This is a genomic window from Bacillus sp. FSL L8-0358, from assembly GCF_038593095.1.
Lineage (GTDB): Bacteria > Bacillota > Bacilli > Bacillales > Bacillaceae > Bacillus > Bacillus subtilis.
In genome coordinates this window covers 1,232,858-1,249,334 of the sequence record NZ_CP151962.1, presented here as the reverse complement: position 1 = coordinate 1,249,334, position 16,477 = coordinate 1,232,858, and the positions used below count along the sequence as shown (strand labels likewise).

Here is a 16,477-nt window from a genome sequence, read left to right as displayed (position 1 = left end):
ATATACGAATGAGAAATACGCCCCTGTTATACCATATTAAAATTCAACCCTTTGTTTTTCAGCCAATTTGTGATCTCTTTATAAACTAAGCTTGCAGTTTCTTTTGCATTGTTGGCTTCAGTGATTGTAAATTGGAGTTTAACATCATTATTAACCGTTGAGTTTTCAGTATTATTGTTCACTATGGAATTTGGAACATTCGTCTTTACATTTGCATTTAGGTTTGGTAATCCTAATTTCCCAGCTGCAAACGATACAGAACTGAGAATATCTTTGTACTTGCTTAGGTCGGGTTTAACTTGTTTCTCAGCTTCTAAATCACTATTCGATAGCTTACGTACTTCTTTTACAGCTTGAAGCATGTTGTCAGTATCTGTCTTATTTAAGATCAGTTCTTTGTCATCCAGGAATGCAAGCTTGCCAGCACCTAAGCCTGTTCCTGTGTATCCGCCTGTATCAAATGACGATACCTTTTTACCGGTTGTGTTCCCCTTAACTACTGCGGAGAGTGCATTTGAAGCCTCTTTTAACTTATCAATAAGGTTGTTTGAAATACTCTTACCGATAGACTCCATATTGCTGTTAATAAACTTTGAAAACTCGTTCAATTGCTTGCTGATATCAGTTATCTTTCCATTCATGAGTTTGTCTTCAATCTTCTTAAATGCTCTTTCGTCATTCGTTAAATTGTCGTACTTATCATTTATGGCGTCCTGATCTTTTTCAAGCTGATCTTGTAGAGCTTCTTTCCGTTTTGTATTGCTGCGGTCTTTAATGAATTCATCTAATGCTTCCTGTTGTTCTTGAAGCTGTTTCTCCAGGTCTTTGACTTGAGCTTTGGCTTCATCAGAATCATCCATTGAAAGCTTATTAATTTTATCTTTAGTTTCCTGGATGGCTTGATTCTTCTCTTTTAATTCTTTCGATACTTAGCTTCGTCATCTTCTTTGTCGATTTCATCAATCTTATCTTGTGTCGCTTTCCAGTAATCAAACTACATTCGATAGATATGGCCATGCAACAATAAAATTAGCTGATAAGACAGCTGAATTTCCCAACAATTTAGATGCTATACAGGTTAATGAATTCGAAGCCAAAAATCAAGTTTGCCAACAACTCGCGAATTTAATAAACCGGCTTTATTAAAGCAAAATAAAAAACCCTTGCTACGCAAGGGTTTAAGCTATGATTCCGACTGGGCTCGAACCAGCGACCTCTACCCTGTCAAGGTAGCGCTCTCCCAGCTGAGCTACGGAATCATGATATGTATGGCTGGGTATGTTGTTGTCTTTCTGACAAGTTCTATTATATAACCTTACCTTCTATTCGTCAACTGCTTTTTCAGAAAAACTTTTTTTGGACTTGCTGTTCTGTTCCCCGGCCATTATAATATGTCTTAATTTTCTAACAATAGGGGTGATGGGGTTTTGCATTCTTTGATTTCTTCCGATGATGTTTGGATATTATGGGGGTTTATTGCGGTGTGGGCGGCAGTGAGCATCGGGCTGGAGCAGCGCTTTAAGTGGGCGTCCGCTGTGTCGGGTGCTATTATCGCCCTGGCAGGTGCTATGGTGTTTACAAATGTAGGAGTGCTTCCTGTTGAGTCGCCTGTGTATGACACTGTGTGGTCTTATGTGGTACCACTGGCGATACCACTTTTATTGTTTCAGATCAATGTTAGGCAAATTTTTAAGGAAAGCAGGCGTTTGCTGTTTATTTTTCTGATTAGCTCCGTTGGAACAGTGCTTGGCAGTATCCTGGCTTTTTTTCTACTCAAACAGCATATTCCTTACTTAGATAAAATCGGTGGGATGATCAGCGCCTCTTATATCGGCGGCGGGATCAACTTTGCGGCGATGGCGGCAAAATTTGAGACGCCTGGTGAATATGTGTCGGCTACCGTTGTGGCTGATAATTTTATGATGGCGCTTTTGTTTTTTATTTTAATCAGCATTCCTGCACTCAAATGGTTTCAGCGGCATTATGCCATGCCGTTTGAAGAGAAAGTAAAAGCCGATGGAAACAGCGGAAACAGTGCTGAAAGCTATTGGAAACGGAAGGATATTTCCTTAAAGGATATCGCTTTTAATGCCGGTGCCGCTTTCGCGCTTGTAGCGGTGAGTATGAAGGTTTCCGGTTATTTTAAAAGCATTTTTTCTCATCCCCTGCTGACCGGTACGCTTGGCGATCAGTACCTGGTGCTTACGTCTTTAACTGTTCTTATCATTTTTCTTTTCCCGCGTTTTTTTGAAAGGCTCAATGGATCTCAGGAGCTTGGAACCTTTTTGATTTATTTGTTTTTTGTGGTGATCGGCATTCCTGCAGATCTCCGCTTAATCGTCACGAATGCGCCTCTTATTCTATTATTCGTGTTTATCATTGCGATCAGCAATTTAGCAGTTTCCTTAGCTGCCGGAAAATTGTTCCGCGTGCGGCTTGAAGAAATTCTGCTCGCCGTCAACGCTACTGTCGGGGGACCGACGACTGCGGCTGCGATGGCAATTGCCAAGGGATGGCGGGAGCTTGTCGCCCCGATCATGCTTGTCGGTACGCTCGGCTACTTAATCGGCAACTATGTTGGCACTTTTATGGGAAATTGGTTTTCTTCCTTCTTATAAAAAGGATGTTTGCATATCCCTGAGAATAATACAAGAGGAATGCTGACATGAGAATGGAGAGATCACTGTATGTTAAAAGGAAAAACCATTTATGTTAGACCTTTAGAAGTAAAGGACGCCGAAGAAAATTTGCGGCTGCAAAGCGAAAATCGGGATTTTTTCGAACAGTTTTCTATGATACGCGCAGACGATTACTATACGGTTGAGGGGCAAAGAAAACGAATAACCGAGTATCAGGAAAGACTTGAGAAAGATGAAGAATATCATTTTGGCATCTTTACAGCGTCAGACGATAGATTAATCGGGACGGTTTCGCTCTTTCAAATCATCCGTGGCGCGCTGCAAACTGCTTTCATTGGGTATTTTTTAGACAAAGCCCATAATGGAAAGGGCATTATGACAGAGGCAGTCAGATTGGTTGTTGATTTTGCGTTCCACGAATTGAAACTGCATCGGATTGAAGCCGGTGTGATGCCCCGCAATCTCGGGTCCATGCGTGTATTAGAAAAAGCGGGATTTCACAAAGAAGGCATCGCCCGAAAAAATGTGAAAATTAACGGCGTTTGGGAGGATCATCAAGTCCTCGCGATTCTGAATCCTGATGACGAACAATACTAAAAGAAGCCGGGTCATCCCCGGCTTCTCAGCGTGTCGACAAACCCTCGCATTCGTTGTCAGTCCTGCGCGTTAGTGCTCACGAATTATAACATTCGCTCCGCTCCAATGCTCGTCCTTCCTAGACTTCAAGGGTTTTCAATCACGCTGAAAAGATGACAAAATCCTAAAACAGAAACCGTTTTAGGACTTTGTCTACAATCTGAGAAGCCGGGCCACCGGCTTCTTTTTTAACGAACCGCAACTGGAGCAATTTCTTTCAGCGCTTGTTCGAAATCGTGTTCTAAATCGTCTGCATGTTCGACGCCCACACTCAGACGGAGCAGGCCATCAGTGATACCGCGTTTTTCACGCTCTTCCTTAGGCATTGCCGCGTGAGACATCGTTGCCGGATAGGACAAAATTGATTCCACTGCGCCAAGGCTGACAGCGAAGACCGGCAGTGACACATTATCGACTAATTTCTTAACGGCCTCTTTGCTTTCAAGCTCAAAAGATAGCACGGCGCCCGCTCCCTTCGACTGGCTTTTATGGGTTTCAGCGCCGGGATGATCAGCCAGTCCCGGATAATACACGCGCTTCACCGCCGGGTGCTTCTGGAAAAATTCCGCAAGCCGCTGGGCTGTTTGACTCGCTTTCTCTAAACGGACCTGCAATGTTTTTAATCCGCGCAGGACAAGCCAGCAATCCTGTACGCCAAGGACGGCGCCGAACGCGTTTTGCAGCTTATACAGCTTCTTCCCAAGCTCTTCATCTTTGACAGCAGCCAAACCTGAGAGCACATCGCTGTGTCCGCTTAAGAATTTTGTCGCGCTGTGAAGTACAATATCCACTCCGAGATCAAGCGGACGCTGCAGTGCCGGTGTCATGAATGTATTGTCCAGAAAGGTCAGGCAGCCGTTTTCTTTTGCAAGTTGAACAACCGCTTTAATATCCGTAATCCCAAGTGTCGGATTTGATGGCGTCTCCATATAAATGACCTTTGTGTTCGGCTTGATGCTCCGCGCCACTTCATTACGATCCGTCATGTCGACAAACGTATGCTCAATGCCAAACCGGGTCAGCACCTCTGTCACCATACGGAAGGTTCCGCCGTATACATCTTCTGTCACAAGAACGTGATCACCCTGTGACAGCAGTAAAAATGCTGTTGAGATGGCAGCCATGCCTGAACTGAAAGCAAATCCTCTTGTTCCGCCTTCCAGTGCGGCAATTGTTTCTTCGAGAGCTGTTCTTGTCGGCGTGCCAGAGCGGCTGTAATCATATGCCCCGAACTCTTCAAATGAAGATTGGTGAAAAGTCGAGGCGTGCTGAATCGGTACACTGACCGCCCCGGTTCCGCCGTCTGTTTTAAATGGATTGTGCACGAGCTGGGTTTCCAGCGTCCAATTGTGTTTACTCAAATGAAACAGCCCCCTCTTTGACCTGACATAATGCCTGCTTTAGATCCTCTTTTAAATCTTCCGCATGTTCAATTCCGACAGAAAAGCGCAGCAACCGATTGCACACCCCGTTTGCGATGCGGATCTCTTCAGGAATATCCATGTGCGTCTGGGTCGCAGGGTATGTAATAAAGCTTTCCACCCCGCCGAGACTTTCTGCAAAACAAATGGTCTTCAGTGCTTTTAAAAACGGATTGACCCATTCTTCTTTTTGCAGACGGAAGGACAGCATGCCGCCTTTTCCGGGATACAGCACATCCGAAATTTCTTCCTGCTCTTCTAAAAACGCCGCAAGCTCCTGCGCGTTTGCCTGATGCTGACGCATTCTGAGGCTCAGCGTCTTCATTCCTCTCATCAGAAGCCACGAATCAAATGGCGGCAGGACGGCGCCGATTGCATTTTGATGCTGAAACATTTCCTCTCCGAGCTGTTCATCCTTCACCACGACAAGTCCAGCAAGCAGATCGTTATGCCCGCCTAAATACTTGGTTGCGCTGTGAATGACAATGTCAGCTCCCAGCTCAAGCGGCCGCTGCAAGACCGGTGTATAAAATGTATTATCTACGATCAGCAGAAGACCGTGCTCCTTTGTAATCCGGGCAATATGTTCAATGTCCGTCTCCTGCATGAGGGGGTTTGTCGGCGTTTCCACAAACACCGCTTTTGTATTCGGCGTAATCTTAGAGCGTAAACAGTCCTCATCGCTGAAATCATCATAATGAAAAGTCAATCCGTATTTTTTCCATTCATTTTCAAATAAACGGTACGTGCCGCCATATAGGTCCGATGAAACGATCAGTTCATCTCCGCTTTTAAACAGCGCCATAATCGTTTGGATAGCAGCCATTCCCGAACTAAAGGCAAGCCCTCTTGCGCCGTTTTCTAAGTTAGCGATGGCGTCCTCAACAAGCTGGCGTGTCGGATTTTTTGTGCGGACATAATCAAATCCAGTTGATTCTCCGATCCCTCTGTGGCGGTATGCTGTTGATAAATAAATAGGAGCACTCACTGTTCCCGTGACTTCATCGCTTCGGTTCCCAATTTGGGCTAATTTCGTTTCAACGTGCTGTGACATATAGCTGACACCTTCCCTTTTCAAAATAAAAACCCCTTCTTCATAAGAAGAAGGGGTTTAACGCTTCTTCTTATCTTCCAAGCATAAAAACGCTTGCTGGATTTAGCACCTTGGCGCTTTGCACATGCAAAACAAGCCGGTTGCTGAGGTTTCTAAGGGCCAGTCCCTCCACCTCTCACGATAAGAAATATCGATTTCAATTTTCTGATTGTTTTATATTAGCGCAATTCACAGTTTATTTCAACACTTTTTTCTTCGTGTGCCGAACCGTTTAAAGAGAGAAATTTCTAATAATTCATGGTACAATAATTGAAAATGCAAGAAAGTATAGTGATGTCCTGGAGGAATGTTTTTATGGCACCGAAAAACGGCACAGTGCAAGAAAAGAAATTCTTTTCAAAAGAGCTTAACGAGGAAATGACCTTGCTTGTTTATCTGCCGTCCAACTACTCCCCGCTTTATAAATACCATGTCATTATCGCGCAGGACGGCCACGATTATTTCAGGCTGGGGAGAATCGGCAGACAGGTTGAGGAATTGCTGTCGAAACGCGAAATAGACCGGAGCATTATTATCGGTGTTCCTTATAAGGATGTAAAAGAGCGCAGAAACACCTATCATCCGGAGGGTTCAAAATTTTCGGCGTATAAACGGTTCATCGCCCATGAGCTCGTTCCTTTTGCAGATGATGAGTATCCAACCTATCAGATCGGTTACGGCCGAACGCTGATCGGTGATTCGCTCGGAGCAACCGTGTCACTTATGACAGCGCTTGATTATCCGAATATGTTTGGCAACATCATCATGCAGTCTCCCTATGTTGACAAACACGTACTAGAAGCCGTAAAACAGTCAGACGATATCAAACACCTCTCTATTTATCACCAAATTGGAACAAAAGAAACTGACGTCCACACGACAGACGGGAACATCCTGGACTTTACAGAACCGAACCAGGAGCTGAAGCAGCTGCTGGAGAAGAAGCTTTCTGATTATTATTTTGAGCCATTTGACGGAGACCACAAATGGACATACTGGCAGCCGCTCATCACCCCGGCGCTGAAAAAAATGCTTTAACACTCTATCATACTTTATTTCCAGGAGGGACATAATATGAAATACGGAATCGTTTTATTTCCATCAAAAAAGCTCCAAGACCTTGCAAACTCTTACAGAAAGCGCTATGACCCAAGCTACTCTCTGATCCCGCCTCATTTGACGCTGAGAGCATCCTTTGAATGCGCGGAGGAGAAAGCGGATCAGCTCGTATCACATTTAAGAAACATCGCAAAAGAGTCCCACCCAATCGTTCTCAAAATGACAAAATACAGCTCATTTGCGCCTGTTAATAATGTCATTTATATTAAAGCAGAACCGACGGAAGAGTTAAAAACACTCAATGAAAAGCTATACACCGGTGTGTTGGCAGGCGAACAGGAATATAATTTCGTTCCGCATGTGACGGTCGGCCAAAATCTTTCCGACGACGAGCATTCAGATGTGCTGGGACAATTAAAAATGCAGGAAGTGTCGCATGAAGAAATCGTTGACCGTTTCCACTTGCTTTACCAGTTGGAAAACGGATCGTGGACAGTATATGAAACCTTCTTGCTAGGCAGAGGAGAATAATGTTTGAAAGCAGTTATCGCAAAAAGTGAAGAACAACTGAAAGATGCATTCTATGTAAGAGAAGAAGTCTTTGTCAAAGAACAAAACGTGCCTGCTGAAGAAGAAATTGACGAACTTGAAAATGAGTCAGAGCATATCGTCGTGTATGACGGTGAAAAGCCTGTCGGCGCTGGAAGATGGCGCATGAAGGACGGCTACGGCAAGTTAGAGAGGATTTGCGTACTGAAAAGCCACCGCTCAGCCGGTGTCGGCGGCATCATTATGAAAGCGCTCGAAAAAGCCGCGGCAGACGGAGGCGCTTCCGGTTTCATTTTAAACGCGCAAACACAGGCTGTGCCGTTTTACAAGAAACACGGGTATCGCGTGCTTTCTGAAAAAGAATTCCTCGATGCCGGCATTCCGCACTTACAAATGATGAAGGACTGAACGCATCCGGATCTTTTGAGATCCGGATTTTTACTGCATATAAAAAACCGTTCTCTGGTATGAACGGTTTTTTATACATATCGATTAATATATGTGCCCATTCCTTTTTCTCGCAACCTCTTATAAAGAGAGCGCTTACGTTTCATCTCGTTTACTTTTCTTTCAGCGGCCGTTTGATTCTCCTGCTGCTTTTCCAGTTCTTTGTATACCCGCTGAAACGGGACATAGCTGATTTTTTCGGTTCCGGCATAATCCTGCTTATGTCCAATCGTTCTATTAGCATATTGAGCGTATTGCTGGTTCTGAATTTGACCTGCATATATCATACAATACCCACCCCTCTGCTGTCTCTTTTCCCTTAAACTTACTTTTTGAAACACATTTCTTTTGATATGATAGTCATTGTCTGTAATGAACACCTTTTGATTGGGAGGACCCCTTTTTGAAATGCGCCCGACTGAATGATAGAATCATACATTTACATACATATTCGAGAGAACATTATCAATTCCTCTTTGAAGAGGGAATAAAAGGACATTTATTTTGTTCTCATTGCGGAAAGCCCGTTCTGTTACGGCTTAACATCGCCGATCCGCCAGAGTTTATCCATCGCCAGCCAGGCGATTTTCCGGCATGTGAGGAGGCGTGCGAACCGAAGCCCGCTAAAGAGGAAAAAAAAGAAGACGATCAGGAATCTGGTGTCATTCGTTTACCCAAGGGAAAAGCGATCGCCGCTGACCCGTCCCCAGCTGTTACGGAATGGCACCGTCCTAGAAGCATTAAACCAGGAACACCATTTGTGCCAAAAACAATAGAACCCGATACGAGCCTTTTTCCGTCTGTCGGTTTAAACACGGATCAGCTGAAAGCTGTCACGGAAACAGAGGGCCCGCTGCTTGTGCTTGCAGGTGCGGGGAGCGGAAAAACACGGGTGCTGACAGCCCGTGCCGCCCACATGCTCGAACACTTAGGCATACCGCCTGAAAATATGCTGCTTGTCACCTTTACAACAAAAGCTGTCGCTGAAATGAAAGAGCGTATGGCGAACCAGTACGGATTACAGCCGGCAAAAGTCAGAAGACTTGTGACAGGAACATTCCACAGTCTGTTTTATAAGATCTTGTATCACTCTAATTCTGCTAAATGGAACGGTGAGCATCTGCTGAAAATGGAGTGGCAGCGGGAACAATATATCAAAAAAGCACTCTATGAAGAGGGCATCGATGAGAAAGAATTCCCAGTTGACCAAGCCCTGCAGCAGATCGGTTTTTGGAAAAACACTTATGTCCCAAATGAACGCATCCCTCTAAAAGATGAGTGGGAAAAACAAGTTTATCGTTTATATGAACATTATGAACGCCAGAAAAAAGAACACAGCCAATTTGATTTTGATGACATGGCTTCAGCCTGCTATGAATTGTTTATCGAGCGGCCTGACCTTCTGGAACAATATCAATCTCGGTTTACGTATATCTTAATTGATGAGTTTCAGGACATTAATCCGGTTCAATACAAAATCATGCAAATGCTCGCCAGCCCGGAGCAAAACCTGTGCTGTGTCGGAGACGATGACCAGTCCATCTACGCGTTTCGCGGAAGCAATCCGTCTTTCATTCTTGATTTTCAAAAGGATTATCCGGGAGCGAAGACGATCTATTTAACTGCGAACTACAGGTCTACGCACCCGATTGTCTCTAGTGCTGATATCGTCGTGAAAAAGAACAAAAACAGATATGCCAAAACGCTTGAAGCGGCCCGCGATGACATTCAGGTCCCTGTGCTGTTTTATCCTTATGATGAAGAGGAAGAAGCCACAATGGTCGTTTCCGATATCAAAGAAAAAATTCAAAATGGAGCCAGTCCAGAAGACTTTGCGGTTCTTTACCGCACAAACAGCGGAGGCCGTGCTATATATGAAAGGCTTCATCAATCGTCAATTCCGTATACAGCTGACCGCGGCGTCCAATCGTTTTACAGCAGACGGATCGTCCGCCAGATTCTCGCCTACTTGTATGCCAGCCAAAATGAGGATGACACCGAAGCGATTAAACACTTGCTTCCCGCCTTGTTTTTAAAACAGTCCGCTTTGAATACGCTGAAGGCGCTCTCGATTACAGAGGACTGTACCATGATCAAAGCGCTGGCCAAATTGCCTGATCTGAAGCCATTCCAGCTGGACAAAATCAAGAAAATCGTACCGTTTTTTGCAAGCCTCCGCACGATGAAGCCCGTAGAAGCCATCACCTTTGCAGAAGGAAAAATGGGCTTCTCCGAGTATTTAAAAAAGCGGGGCAATGAGGGTAACAAGCTGGAAAAAGGCTCTGATGACTTGCGTGACATCAAGGTTGTCGCCAAGAAGTTCAAAACGATTCCTGACTTTCTTGCCCACGTAGACCATATGAGGGCCGCTGAGAAAAATAGAACGGATGAACATGGCGTTCAGCTGATGACCATTCACCGGTCAAAAGGCCTTGAATTCAAAACAGTCTACGTGTTAGGCACTGTAGACGGCTCGATTCCGCACGATTTCTCATTAGAAACGGCAAGAAAAGGAGACGAGGCCGCTCTTGAGGAGGAAAGACGCCTTTTATATGTAGCCATGACCCGGGCGAAACAGCATTTATATTTGTCTTGCCCCGCTAACAGGCGCGGCAAAACAGCCAACCGCTCAAGATTTTTGTATCCCCTGCTACAGAAAGCAAGACAGCCCTTGCATCATTAAAAACCCGGCAGATTACTGCCGGGTTTTTACTGTAAAAAAAGGCCCGCTGCAGTGAGTCAGCCAGGCCATCCACTTATTTATTATCCATCATTTTAGAAATCGTGCCAAAATCAAGCTTTTCTTTTCCGCTTGTAATAGATTCCACAATTTTATCTTCTAATTCTTTTGGTACGCGTCTGTTTGCGAGCTGCGCTACGCGGTTAATCACACTGCGCACTGTATTTTCATCTTTAAAATTAGCGTTTTGGAGTGATCCGGCAAGATTCATTACATCCTGCATCTTCACACCTGTTTTCTTTTCGATGTTCTTAAAAAATTGATTATCCATAATGCGCCTCCTTTTGGCGGAGTAATACGGTATTGTATGAATGCACATAATACAATGTGCTTTTCCAACATTTTTAAAAATAAACACAAGGCAAGGAAGCACGGGTTATAACCCGTACTTCCTCAATACATCTTAAAAGAAAGATGCACCTACGATGATGAGGAGAATGAATAATACGACCAACAAAACAAATGTTGAACCATAGCCGCCGCCGTAACCGCCAGCATAACCGCCATAACAGCCGCCGCCGTAGCCGCCGCCGAATCCGTATCCAAAGCCCATAGATAAGCACCTCCTTTACTCTCTATACACTATGTGAGCTGCTGGGATCGGCTTGGATATTCGCATAGGGCGTTTGCGGATTTACGATTGATCATATTGAGCTTGATGTTTTTTAAGTAAGGCCTCCGTTTTTTCAGCGAGCTCTTCAATCTCATCTTCAAACTCCAGACCGGCTTTATCAAATGCATCCAAGTCTTTTCTGATACTGCCCATCGTGTCTTCATGCTCTTTTTGCTTTTGTTCGTGTGGTTCATATCTTCCTTCTATCCATTTTTCAAACTCATTCACTTTTATCCCCCCGCTTATGATATATGCTGAGCGAGGCCGCCTCGTTAAAAAAACAAAAAACCGGAGTTCTCCGGTTTCTTTGCCAGGCTATTGAGGCTTTTTCTTTTTATTTCCGCACCCACAGCCTTTCTTTTTTATCTTTTTTGATTGATATAATGAATCTGTATATGGAGATTTTTGGGAAGGTTTATTATGCTGATTCATTTTTGTCCCCTTCCTTTCCTTATGTCATATATGCTACTTTATGCGTATTCTGACAGAAAGTTGCTAGTGGTAACGCCTTATTCTTGCAGCCATTTTGATACGAGCGTTTCTATAATGCCGGCAAGTCCGGCGATCGCCAAAAGTAAAATCAGCCACTGCGCCGCTTGCGGGATCACCGCCTGGCATAAAATCAAAAAGCCGGCGCACCACACGCCTGTGCACCAATAGCAGCTCAGCAATTCACCAATAAACGCCCTGACACCGGTTCCCTTAATCACGATATAGGTTTGAATGTTCCCGTCCGCATCCTTTTCTTCCTTCTCTTCATGAAACAGACTGCGAAGCGGCGCCATAATCGTGTCAAACACCAGCAGGCGGGCGAGCCGAAAGACCGCAAGCGATAGAAGAACAATTGTCAGCCCATTTATAACCACTCGTTCACTCCTTTGCCAACCATGATCCCTTCACTTATATGCGAAAACCCTATTCTTCATGAATTGTATCTTGTCCGGCAGAAAATTGGTTATTTTTATTATTCCGCTCGGCACCCCATTTGCATTATATAGAGTATGGATAAGAAAGGAGTGAAGGTTATGTCATTTGAAGAAAAAGTCGAATCCCTGCACCCTGCAATATTTGAGCAATTATCAAGCGAATTCGAACAGCAGATCGAAGTCATTGATTGCGAAAATATCACAATTGACACGTCACATATAACAGCTGCCCTTTCTATACAAGCCTTGGTGACAACAATGATTATCCTGGCAACACAGCTCGTCATCGCCGACGAGGACTTGGCTGACGCAGTGGCAAGCGAAATTCTTATTCTCGATAACTCGCAAATAAAAAAAAGAACCATCATTAAAATTATCAACAGCCGCAACATCAAAATTACTTTGTCTGCCGACGAAATAATAACCTTTGTACAAATTTTGCTTCAGGTGCTTAACAGCATTCTCCTTGAAATTGACGTCCTTTAACCCTTTCTTTTCACAAACTTAAAAGCCGAGGTGAAAACAAATGTCAGATAACGATAAAATCAAAGAAGAGCTTGAAAAGCTTCCGGAAGCTGATCCAATGACGAAAATGCTGGTTCAAAATATCTTTCTTAAACACGGTGTCACGAAAGACAAAATGAAAAAAGTATCAGATGAAGAAAAAGAAATGCTCTTGAATCTGGTAAAAGACTTGCAGGCTAAATCAGCTGCATTAGTTGAAAATCAAAAGAAGAAAAAAGAAGAAGCCGCCGCGCAAGAGAAAAAGAACGAAAAACCGCTAAGCCGGAGAGAACAATTAATTGAACAGCTCAGACAAAGACGTCAAAACAATAACAATTCAAACCAATCATAAAAAATAGGGTTCTTCATCAGGATATATGCCTCAGTCAAAGTAAGAGGCTCGCTCATTTAATAACAGTAAAAGAAAAGGAGGAATAGATATGGAAAGCAGACCATACTCTTGGGTTGCACTTGATCCTGACTGTGACCATCCGTTAGACGAAAAAGAAAAAGATAAAAAAGAAGAAAGAAAATGTCATTGCGATGTTTGCTGTAATGGCAATGGGTTTTTTGGCAACGACAATGCCTTCATTGACCAAAATCTGGCTCAGGCAAATCTCAATAAACAAGTCTCCGATGAAACAATTATTATCAGAGACTCTTGTGACATCAACGTTTCATCTACAGACGTTCAAGCCGTAACATCAGTTGTAACGGCGGTTAATGCAGCTGTCCTAACAGTAGCTCTCACATCCATTGCAGACGGCGTAATTGCCGAATTAGTCGCACAAGATTTGTTACAGCTTTCAGCTAACAAACAAGTAAACCGCCAAAAACTTCTCATCGAATGCTCCCGGGGCGTAAATATCACAACAGTAGATGCTGATATAGCAACATTGGTTTCCACAGCTACTAACACACTTGTGGCACTCTTAGCCATCACACTCGTCCTCTAACTCTAAAAGCAGAGCTAAAAACGCTCTGCTTTTTCTTATTTTCCAAGCATATGATGAATATATAGACGTTCACCCACACCAAGTGGGGCACGGGTACATATGTTGTTAAGGACTAAAGTCAAATACCCTATAAAGAAGGAGCTGAAATCAATGAGCTGCGGAAAAACCCATGGCCGGCATGAGAACTGTGTATGCGATGCAGTGGAAAAGATTTTAGCAGAGCAGGAGGCAGTTGAAGAACAGTGTCCGACTGGCTGCTATACCAACCTTTTAAACCCTACGATTGCTGGAAAAGACACAATTCCGTTTCTCGTTTTCGATAAAAAAGGCGGATTGTTCTCCACATTCGGAAACGTAGGGGGATTTGTGGATGATATGCAATGCTTTGAATCCATTTTCTTCCGCGTCGAAAAATTATGCGATTGCTGTGCAACACTTTCTATTTTACGCCCGGTCGATGTCAAAGGCGATACCTTAAGTGTTTGCCACCCTTGCGACCCGGATTTCTTCGGGCTAGAAAAAACAGATTTCTGCATTGAAGTGGATCTCGGATGCTTCTGCGCGATTCAGTGCCTGTCACCAGAGCTAGTTGACAGAACATCGCCTCATAAAGATAAAAAGCATCATCACAATGGATAAACACTTGTAAAGAGGAATCCCCTTCCAAACTCTATTACAGGTGCAAATCATTCAGCTGCTTCCAGCGTGAGGCAGCTGACTCTCCATCATTTCGCCAGTCTCAAATTTATAAGGCAGGAGGGATAATATGAGCCAGAAAACATCAAGCTGCGTGCGTGAAGCTGTAGAAAATATTGAAGAACTACAAAACGCTGTTGAAGAAGACTGCCCGACCGGCTGCCACTCTAAGCTTTTATCTGTAAGCCATTCGTTAGGCGACACAGTGCCTTTTGCAATATTTACATCAAAATCAACGCCATTAGTCGCCTTCGGAAATGTCGGCGAACTCGATAACGGCCCTTGCTTTAATACAGTATTTTTCAGGGTCGAAAGAGTGCATGGAAGCTGCGCAACACTGTCATTATTAATCGCATTTGACGAACACAAACACATTTTGGACTTCACCGATAAAGATACGGTGTGTGAAGTTTTCCGACTTGAAAAAACAAACTACTGTATTGAAGTTGACTTAGACTGCTTCTGCGCAATCAACTGCTTAAATCCTCGATTAATCAATCGTACACATCATCATCATTAATCATAAGCTGGAAAAGCTTGCAGGCCTGCAGGCTTTTCTCTAAGTAAAAAAAGCTGTCCGGCAACATCGACCGGGCAGCTTTTTTCTTTTTCGTTAAAAACCGAGCGGGTGCAAAGAGGTAATATCATCGATTGCAAGTTCGGTTGGGGCTCCGTTTCCGGTTGTTCGAAGCAGGACGGAATCATTTCTTCTTCCGACAATCACGCCCCTGTACGTTCTTCCATTGGCTTCAATCAAACAAAGCGCTCTCGGCATGTTATGAGGCAGCTTTGTTAAAAAATCAATTTTTTCATGAATAGACATCTTGCTCATCGGTTTCTTTACTTTTCTTGCCGGCGGTGCTTTTTCCTCCGCTTTGGCAGCATTATGGACAGCTTCCGGTTCTTTCTCAGGCTTCCGGGTCTCAAGTGCAGGCTCTTCCTTTTTTTCTGCTTTCGGGGGCTCGTGTTCGACGGTTTCTTCTACGGCCTGCGGCTCTGCTTTCTGTTCCTCCTGGCTTTTTATGTTCTCTGGCTCTCTCACCTCTTGTGTTTGCTGACTCACTGGTTCGGCTGCAGGCTTTTGGTCTTCTTGCAGGACATCCTGTGCCACGGCTTCCTCCTGCTGCTTCTCATGGTAAACCGGCTTTTCCTCAGCTTTTGGCGGAGCAGGTTTGTCGGCCTTTCTTTTGATGACAATCTCCTGCATGGATGACCTTGTAGTTTCTGCATAATCCGGCTGAACAATATACATGAGCGGTTTTTTATCCGCGTTTCTATTCTTATTAGACATCTTCATCCCTCCGATTGTGTCATATTCTATCTATATGACAGAAAGCTGAAAATCAGAAGAAATAAAAAAGCAATCCCTATTCGGGATTGCTTGATATAGTTCCAGCTTAGCGGGCAGTGATATGGAAACCTGAATCAACGTGAAGATTTTCACCTGTAATCCCGCGGGACATATCGCTGAACAAGAACGCAGCTGTATCGCCCACTTCTTCAGGTGTTGTCGTGCGGCGAAGCGGTGCACGCTCTTCGATGTCTTTTAAGATAGAGTTGAAATCGCTGATGCCTTTAGCAGATAATGTTCTGATCGGGCCGGCAGAAATGCTGTTGACGCGGATATTTTCTTTTCCTAAGTCAGCAGCTAAATATTTCACACTTGCATCAAGAGAAGCTTTTGCTACACCCATGACGTTGTAGTTTGGCATCACAAGCTCTCCGCCAAGGTACGTCAAAGTGACAATGCTTCCGCCTTCAGTCATCATCGGGCGTGCCGCTTTGACAACAGCAGTCAGAGAATATGAGCTGATGTTATGAGCCAAAAGGAAGCCGTCACGGTTTGTGTTTAAGTATTCGCCGACAAGTTCTTCTTTGTTGGCAAACGCGATACAATGCGCGATACCGTGGATTACACCGACCTGCTCCTTAATGCTTGCGAAGCAAGTTTCGATTTCTGCGTCGTTTGTTACATCGCAAGGAAGGATGATGGAATCATTGCGGTCTAACGTTCCGGCAAGCTCGTGAACGGATTTCTCCAGGCGTTCACCAGCGTATGTGAAAATCAAACGTGCGCCCGCTTCATGTAAAGAACGCGCAATGCCCCAGGCGATGCTGCGTTTGTTGGCTACCCCCATCACAATAATGTTGCGGCCTTCAAGTGAAAAATTCATATGTATAAAGCCTCCTATATTTAA

General features: G+C 44.2%; 20 protein-coding genes, 1 tRNA gene, 1 pseudogene and 1 riboswitch. Of the genes and pseudogenes, 11 read left to right on the top strand and 11 right to left on the bottom strand.

Annotated features, from left to right (window positions below; genetic code table 11):
* Positions 1 to 26 precede the first annotated feature (26 nt).
* Positions 27 to 982: pseudogene (locus tag NYE49_RS06480) on the bottom strand (phage tail tape measure protein); the annotation flags it as partial.
* Between the two features lie 204 nt (positions 983 to 1,186).
* Positions 1,187 to 1,259: transfer RNA gene (locus NYE49_RS06475), tRNA-Val, on the bottom strand.
* A gap of 168 nt (positions 1,260 to 1,427) precedes the next feature.
* On the opposite strand from NYE49_RS06475, the gene NYE49_RS06470 reads away from it, so the two are divergent.
* Both NYE49_RS06470 and NYE49_RS06465 read left to right on the top strand, forming a co-directional pair.
* Positions 1,428 to 2,618, top strand: a complete 1,191-nt coding sequence (locus NYE49_RS06470) for a DUF819 family protein (RefSeq protein WP_047182446.1) — start codon at positions 1,428 to 1,430, stop codon at positions 2,616 to 2,618.
* Positions 2,619 to 2,687: 69 nt separating this feature from the next.
* On the top strand, positions 2,688 to 3,236 hold the full coding sequence (locus NYE49_RS06465) for a GNAT family protein (protein WP_047182445.1): 549 nt from the start codon (positions 2,688 to 2,690) through the stop codon (positions 3,234 to 3,236).
* A 227-nt stretch (positions 3,237 to 3,463) separates the two neighbouring features.
* On the opposite strand, the gene metC is transcribed toward NYE49_RS06465, so the two are convergent.
* Both metC and metI read right to left on the bottom strand, forming a co-directional pair.
* Complete coding sequence (gene metC, locus NYE49_RS06460; RefSeq protein WP_047182444.1) at positions 3,464 to 4,636, bottom strand: cystathionine beta-lyase; 1,173 nt, start codon at positions 4,634 to 4,636, stop codon at positions 3,464 to 3,466.
* Positions 4,629 to 5,750: a cystathionine gamma-synthase/O-acetylhomoserine thiolyase gene (metI, locus tag NYE49_RS06455; protein ID WP_047183556.1), complete on the bottom strand. Its 1,122-nt coding sequence runs from the start codon at positions 5,748 to 5,750 to the stop codon at positions 4,629 to 4,631. Before metI ends, metC begins: the two co-directional genes overlap by 8 nt.
* 67 nt (positions 5,751 to 5,817) lie before the next feature.
* Positions 5,818 to 5,937, bottom strand: a riboswitch (SAM riboswitch).
* A gap of 167 nt (positions 5,938 to 6,104) precedes the next feature.
* On the opposite strand from metI, the gene NYE49_RS06450 reads away from it, so the two are divergent.
* Genes NYE49_RS06450 through NYE49_RS06440 form a run of 3 tightly spaced genes read left to right on the top strand, consistent with a single transcriptional unit; the run spans position 6,105 to position 7,805 of the window.
* Positions 6,105 to 6,827, top strand: coding sequence for an esterase family protein (locus NYE49_RS06450; protein ID WP_015383376.1), 723 nt, complete (start codon positions 6,105 to 6,107; stop codon positions 6,825 to 6,827).
* 36 nt (positions 6,828 to 6,863) lie between these two features.
* Complete coding sequence (locus tag NYE49_RS06445) at positions 6,864 to 7,379, top strand: YjcG family protein (protein ID WP_015383375.1); 516 nt, start codon at positions 6,864 to 6,866, stop codon at positions 7,377 to 7,379.
* Between the two features lie 3 nt (positions 7,380 to 7,382).
* Entirely contained in the window at positions 7,383 to 7,805 is a 423-nt protein-coding gene (locus tag NYE49_RS06440) for a GNAT family N-acetyltransferase (protein WP_015383374.1), read from the top strand.
* A 71-nt stretch (positions 7,806 to 7,876) separates the two neighbouring features.
* Here NYE49_RS06440 and NYE49_RS06435 read toward each other — a convergent pair whose 3' ends face one another.
* Positions 7,877 to 8,131 carry a hypothetical protein gene (locus tag NYE49_RS06435; RefSeq protein WP_003232866.1) on the bottom strand — a complete coding sequence of 85 codons (255 nt, stop codon included), beginning with the start codon at positions 8,129 to 8,131 and terminating at the stop codon, positions 7,877 to 7,879.
* Positions 8,132 to 8,247: 116 nt separating this feature from the next.
* On the opposite strand from NYE49_RS06435, the gene NYE49_RS06430 reads away from it, so the two are divergent.
* On the top strand, positions 8,248 to 10,527 hold the full coding sequence (locus tag NYE49_RS06430; protein WP_174616626.1) for an ATP-dependent helicase: 2,280 nt from the start codon (positions 8,248 to 8,250) through the stop codon (positions 10,525 to 10,527).
* Positions 10,528 to 10,600: 73 nt separating this feature from the next.
* Here the strand turns inward: NYE49_RS06430 and spoVIF are convergent, their stop codons facing one another.
* The 4 genes from spoVIF to yjcA all read right to left on the bottom strand — a co-directional run bounded on the left by spoVIF (position 10,601) and on the right by yjcA (position 12,063).
* Positions 10,601 to 10,855 (bottom strand): sporulation-specific transcription regulator SopVIF, encoded by a 255-nt coding sequence (gene spoVIF, locus NYE49_RS06425; RefSeq protein WP_014479471.1) that lies wholly within the window; start codon positions 10,853 to 10,855, stop codon positions 10,601 to 10,603.
* Positions 10,856 to 10,987: 132 nt separating this feature from the next.
* Positions 10,988 to 11,137, bottom strand: coding sequence for a sporulation protein YjcZ (gene yjcZ, locus NYE49_RS06420; RefSeq protein WP_003232872.1), 150 nt, complete (start codon positions 11,135 to 11,137; stop codon positions 10,988 to 10,990).
* Between the two features lie 81 nt (positions 11,138 to 11,218).
* Positions 11,219 to 11,425, bottom strand: a complete 207-nt coding sequence (locus NYE49_RS06415) for a hypothetical protein (protein WP_003244769.1) — start codon at positions 11,423 to 11,425, stop codon at positions 11,219 to 11,221.
* Positions 11,426 to 11,706: 281 nt separating this feature from the next.
* A complete protein-coding gene (yjcA, locus tag NYE49_RS06410; protein WP_047182441.1) occupies positions 11,707 to 12,063 on the bottom strand; it encodes a sporulation protein YjcA in 357 nt (118 codons plus the stop codon).
* Between the two features lie 159 nt (positions 12,064 to 12,222).
* On the opposite strand from yjcA, the gene cotV reads away from it, so the two are divergent.
* The 5 genes from cotV (at position 12,223) to cotZ (ending at position 14,799) form a co-directional block, all read left to right on the top strand.
* Positions 12,223 to 12,609 (top strand): spore coat protein CotV, encoded by a 387-nt coding sequence (cotV, locus tag NYE49_RS06405; RefSeq protein ID WP_015483093.1) that lies wholly within the window; start codon positions 12,223 to 12,225, stop codon positions 12,607 to 12,609.
* 40 nt (positions 12,610 to 12,649) lie between these two features.
* The gene (gene cotW, locus NYE49_RS06400; protein WP_014476455.1) at positions 12,650 to 12,979 is read left to right on the top strand and encodes a spore coat protein CotW; all 330 of its coding nucleotides are present in this window, start codon (positions 12,650 to 12,652) and stop codon (positions 12,977 to 12,979) included.
* 88 nt (positions 12,980 to 13,067) lie between these two features.
* Positions 13,068 to 13,583, top strand: coding sequence for a spore coat protein CotX (gene cotX / locus NYE49_RS06395; protein ID WP_014476454.1), 516 nt, complete (start codon positions 13,068 to 13,070; stop codon positions 13,581 to 13,583).
* 150 nt (positions 13,584 to 13,733) lie between these two features.
* A complete protein-coding gene (gene cotY, locus NYE49_RS06390) occupies positions 13,734 to 14,222 on the top strand; it encodes a spore coat protein CotY (protein ID WP_003239243.1) in 489 nt (162 codons plus the stop codon).
* A gap of 127 nt (positions 14,223 to 14,349) precedes the next feature.
* On the top strand, positions 14,350 to 14,799 hold the full coding sequence (gene cotZ, locus NYE49_RS06385) for a spore coat protein CotZ (protein WP_003239244.1): 450 nt from the start codon (positions 14,350 to 14,352) through the stop codon (positions 14,797 to 14,799).
* A 93-nt stretch (positions 14,800 to 14,892) separates the two neighbouring features.
* Here the strand turns inward: cotZ and cotO are convergent, their stop codons facing one another.
* Positions 14,893 to 15,576, bottom strand: a complete 684-nt coding sequence (cotO, locus tag NYE49_RS06380; protein WP_080344186.1) for a spore coat protein CotO — start codon at positions 15,574 to 15,576, stop codon at positions 14,893 to 14,895.
* Positions 15,577 to 15,676: 100 nt separating this feature from the next.
* Positions 15,677 to 16,453 (bottom strand): enoyl-ACP reductase FabI, encoded by a 777-nt coding sequence (gene fabI, locus NYE49_RS06375; protein ID WP_015483090.1) that lies wholly within the window; start codon positions 16,451 to 16,453, stop codon positions 15,677 to 15,679.
* Positions 16,454 to 16,477: the final 24 nt, after the last annotated feature.

Coding starts and splice junctions, on each gene's coding strand:
- NYE49_RS06450 (WP_015383376.1), top strand. CDS start 6,105: ATGGCACCGAAAAACGGCACAGTGCAAGAAAAGAAATTCTTTTCAAAA.
- spoVIF (WP_014479471.1), bottom strand. CDS start 10,855: ATGGATAATCAATTTTTTAAGAACATCGAAAAGAAAACAGGTGTGAAG.
- NYE49_RS06435 (WP_003232866.1), bottom strand. CDS start 8,131: ATGATATATGCAGGTCAAATTCAGAACCAGCAATACGCTCAATATGCT.
- cotW (WP_014476455.1), top strand. CDS start 12,650: ATGTCAGATAACGATAAAATCAAAGAAGAGCTTGAAAAGCTTCCGGAA.
- cotO (WP_080344186.1), bottom strand. CDS start 15,576: ATGAAGATGTCTAATAAGAATAGAAACGCGGATAAAAAACCGCTCATG.
- cotV (WP_015483093.1), top strand. CDS start 12,223: ATGTCATTTGAAGAAAAAGTCGAATCCCTGCACCCTGCAATATTTGAG.
- cotZ (WP_003239244.1), top strand. CDS start 14,350: ATGAGCCAGAAAACATCAAGCTGCGTGCGTGAAGCTGTAGAAAATATT.
- metI (WP_047183556.1), bottom strand. CDS start 5,750: ATGTCACAGCACGTTGAAACGAAATTAGCCCAAATTGGGAACCGAAGC.
- NYE49_RS06465 (WP_047182445.1), top strand. CDS start 2,688: ATGTTAAAAGGAAAAACCATTTATGTTAGACCTTTAGAAGTAAAGGAC.
- NYE49_RS06445 (WP_015383375.1), top strand. CDS start 6,864: ATGAAATACGGAATCGTTTTATTTCCATCAAAAAAGCTCCAAGACCTT.
- cotX (WP_014476454.1), top strand. CDS start 13,068: ATGGAAAGCAGACCATACTCTTGGGTTGCACTTGATCCTGACTGTGAC.
- fabI (WP_015483090.1), bottom strand. CDS start 16,453: ATGAATTTTTCACTTGAAGGCCGCAACATTATTGTGATGGGGGTAGCC.
- yjcZ (WP_003232872.1), bottom strand. CDS start 11,137: ATGGGCTTTGGATACGGATTCGGCGGCGGCTACGGCGGCGGCTGTTAT.
- cotY (WP_003239243.1), top strand. CDS start 13,734: ATGAGCTGCGGAAAAACCCATGGCCGGCATGAGAACTGTGTATGCGAT.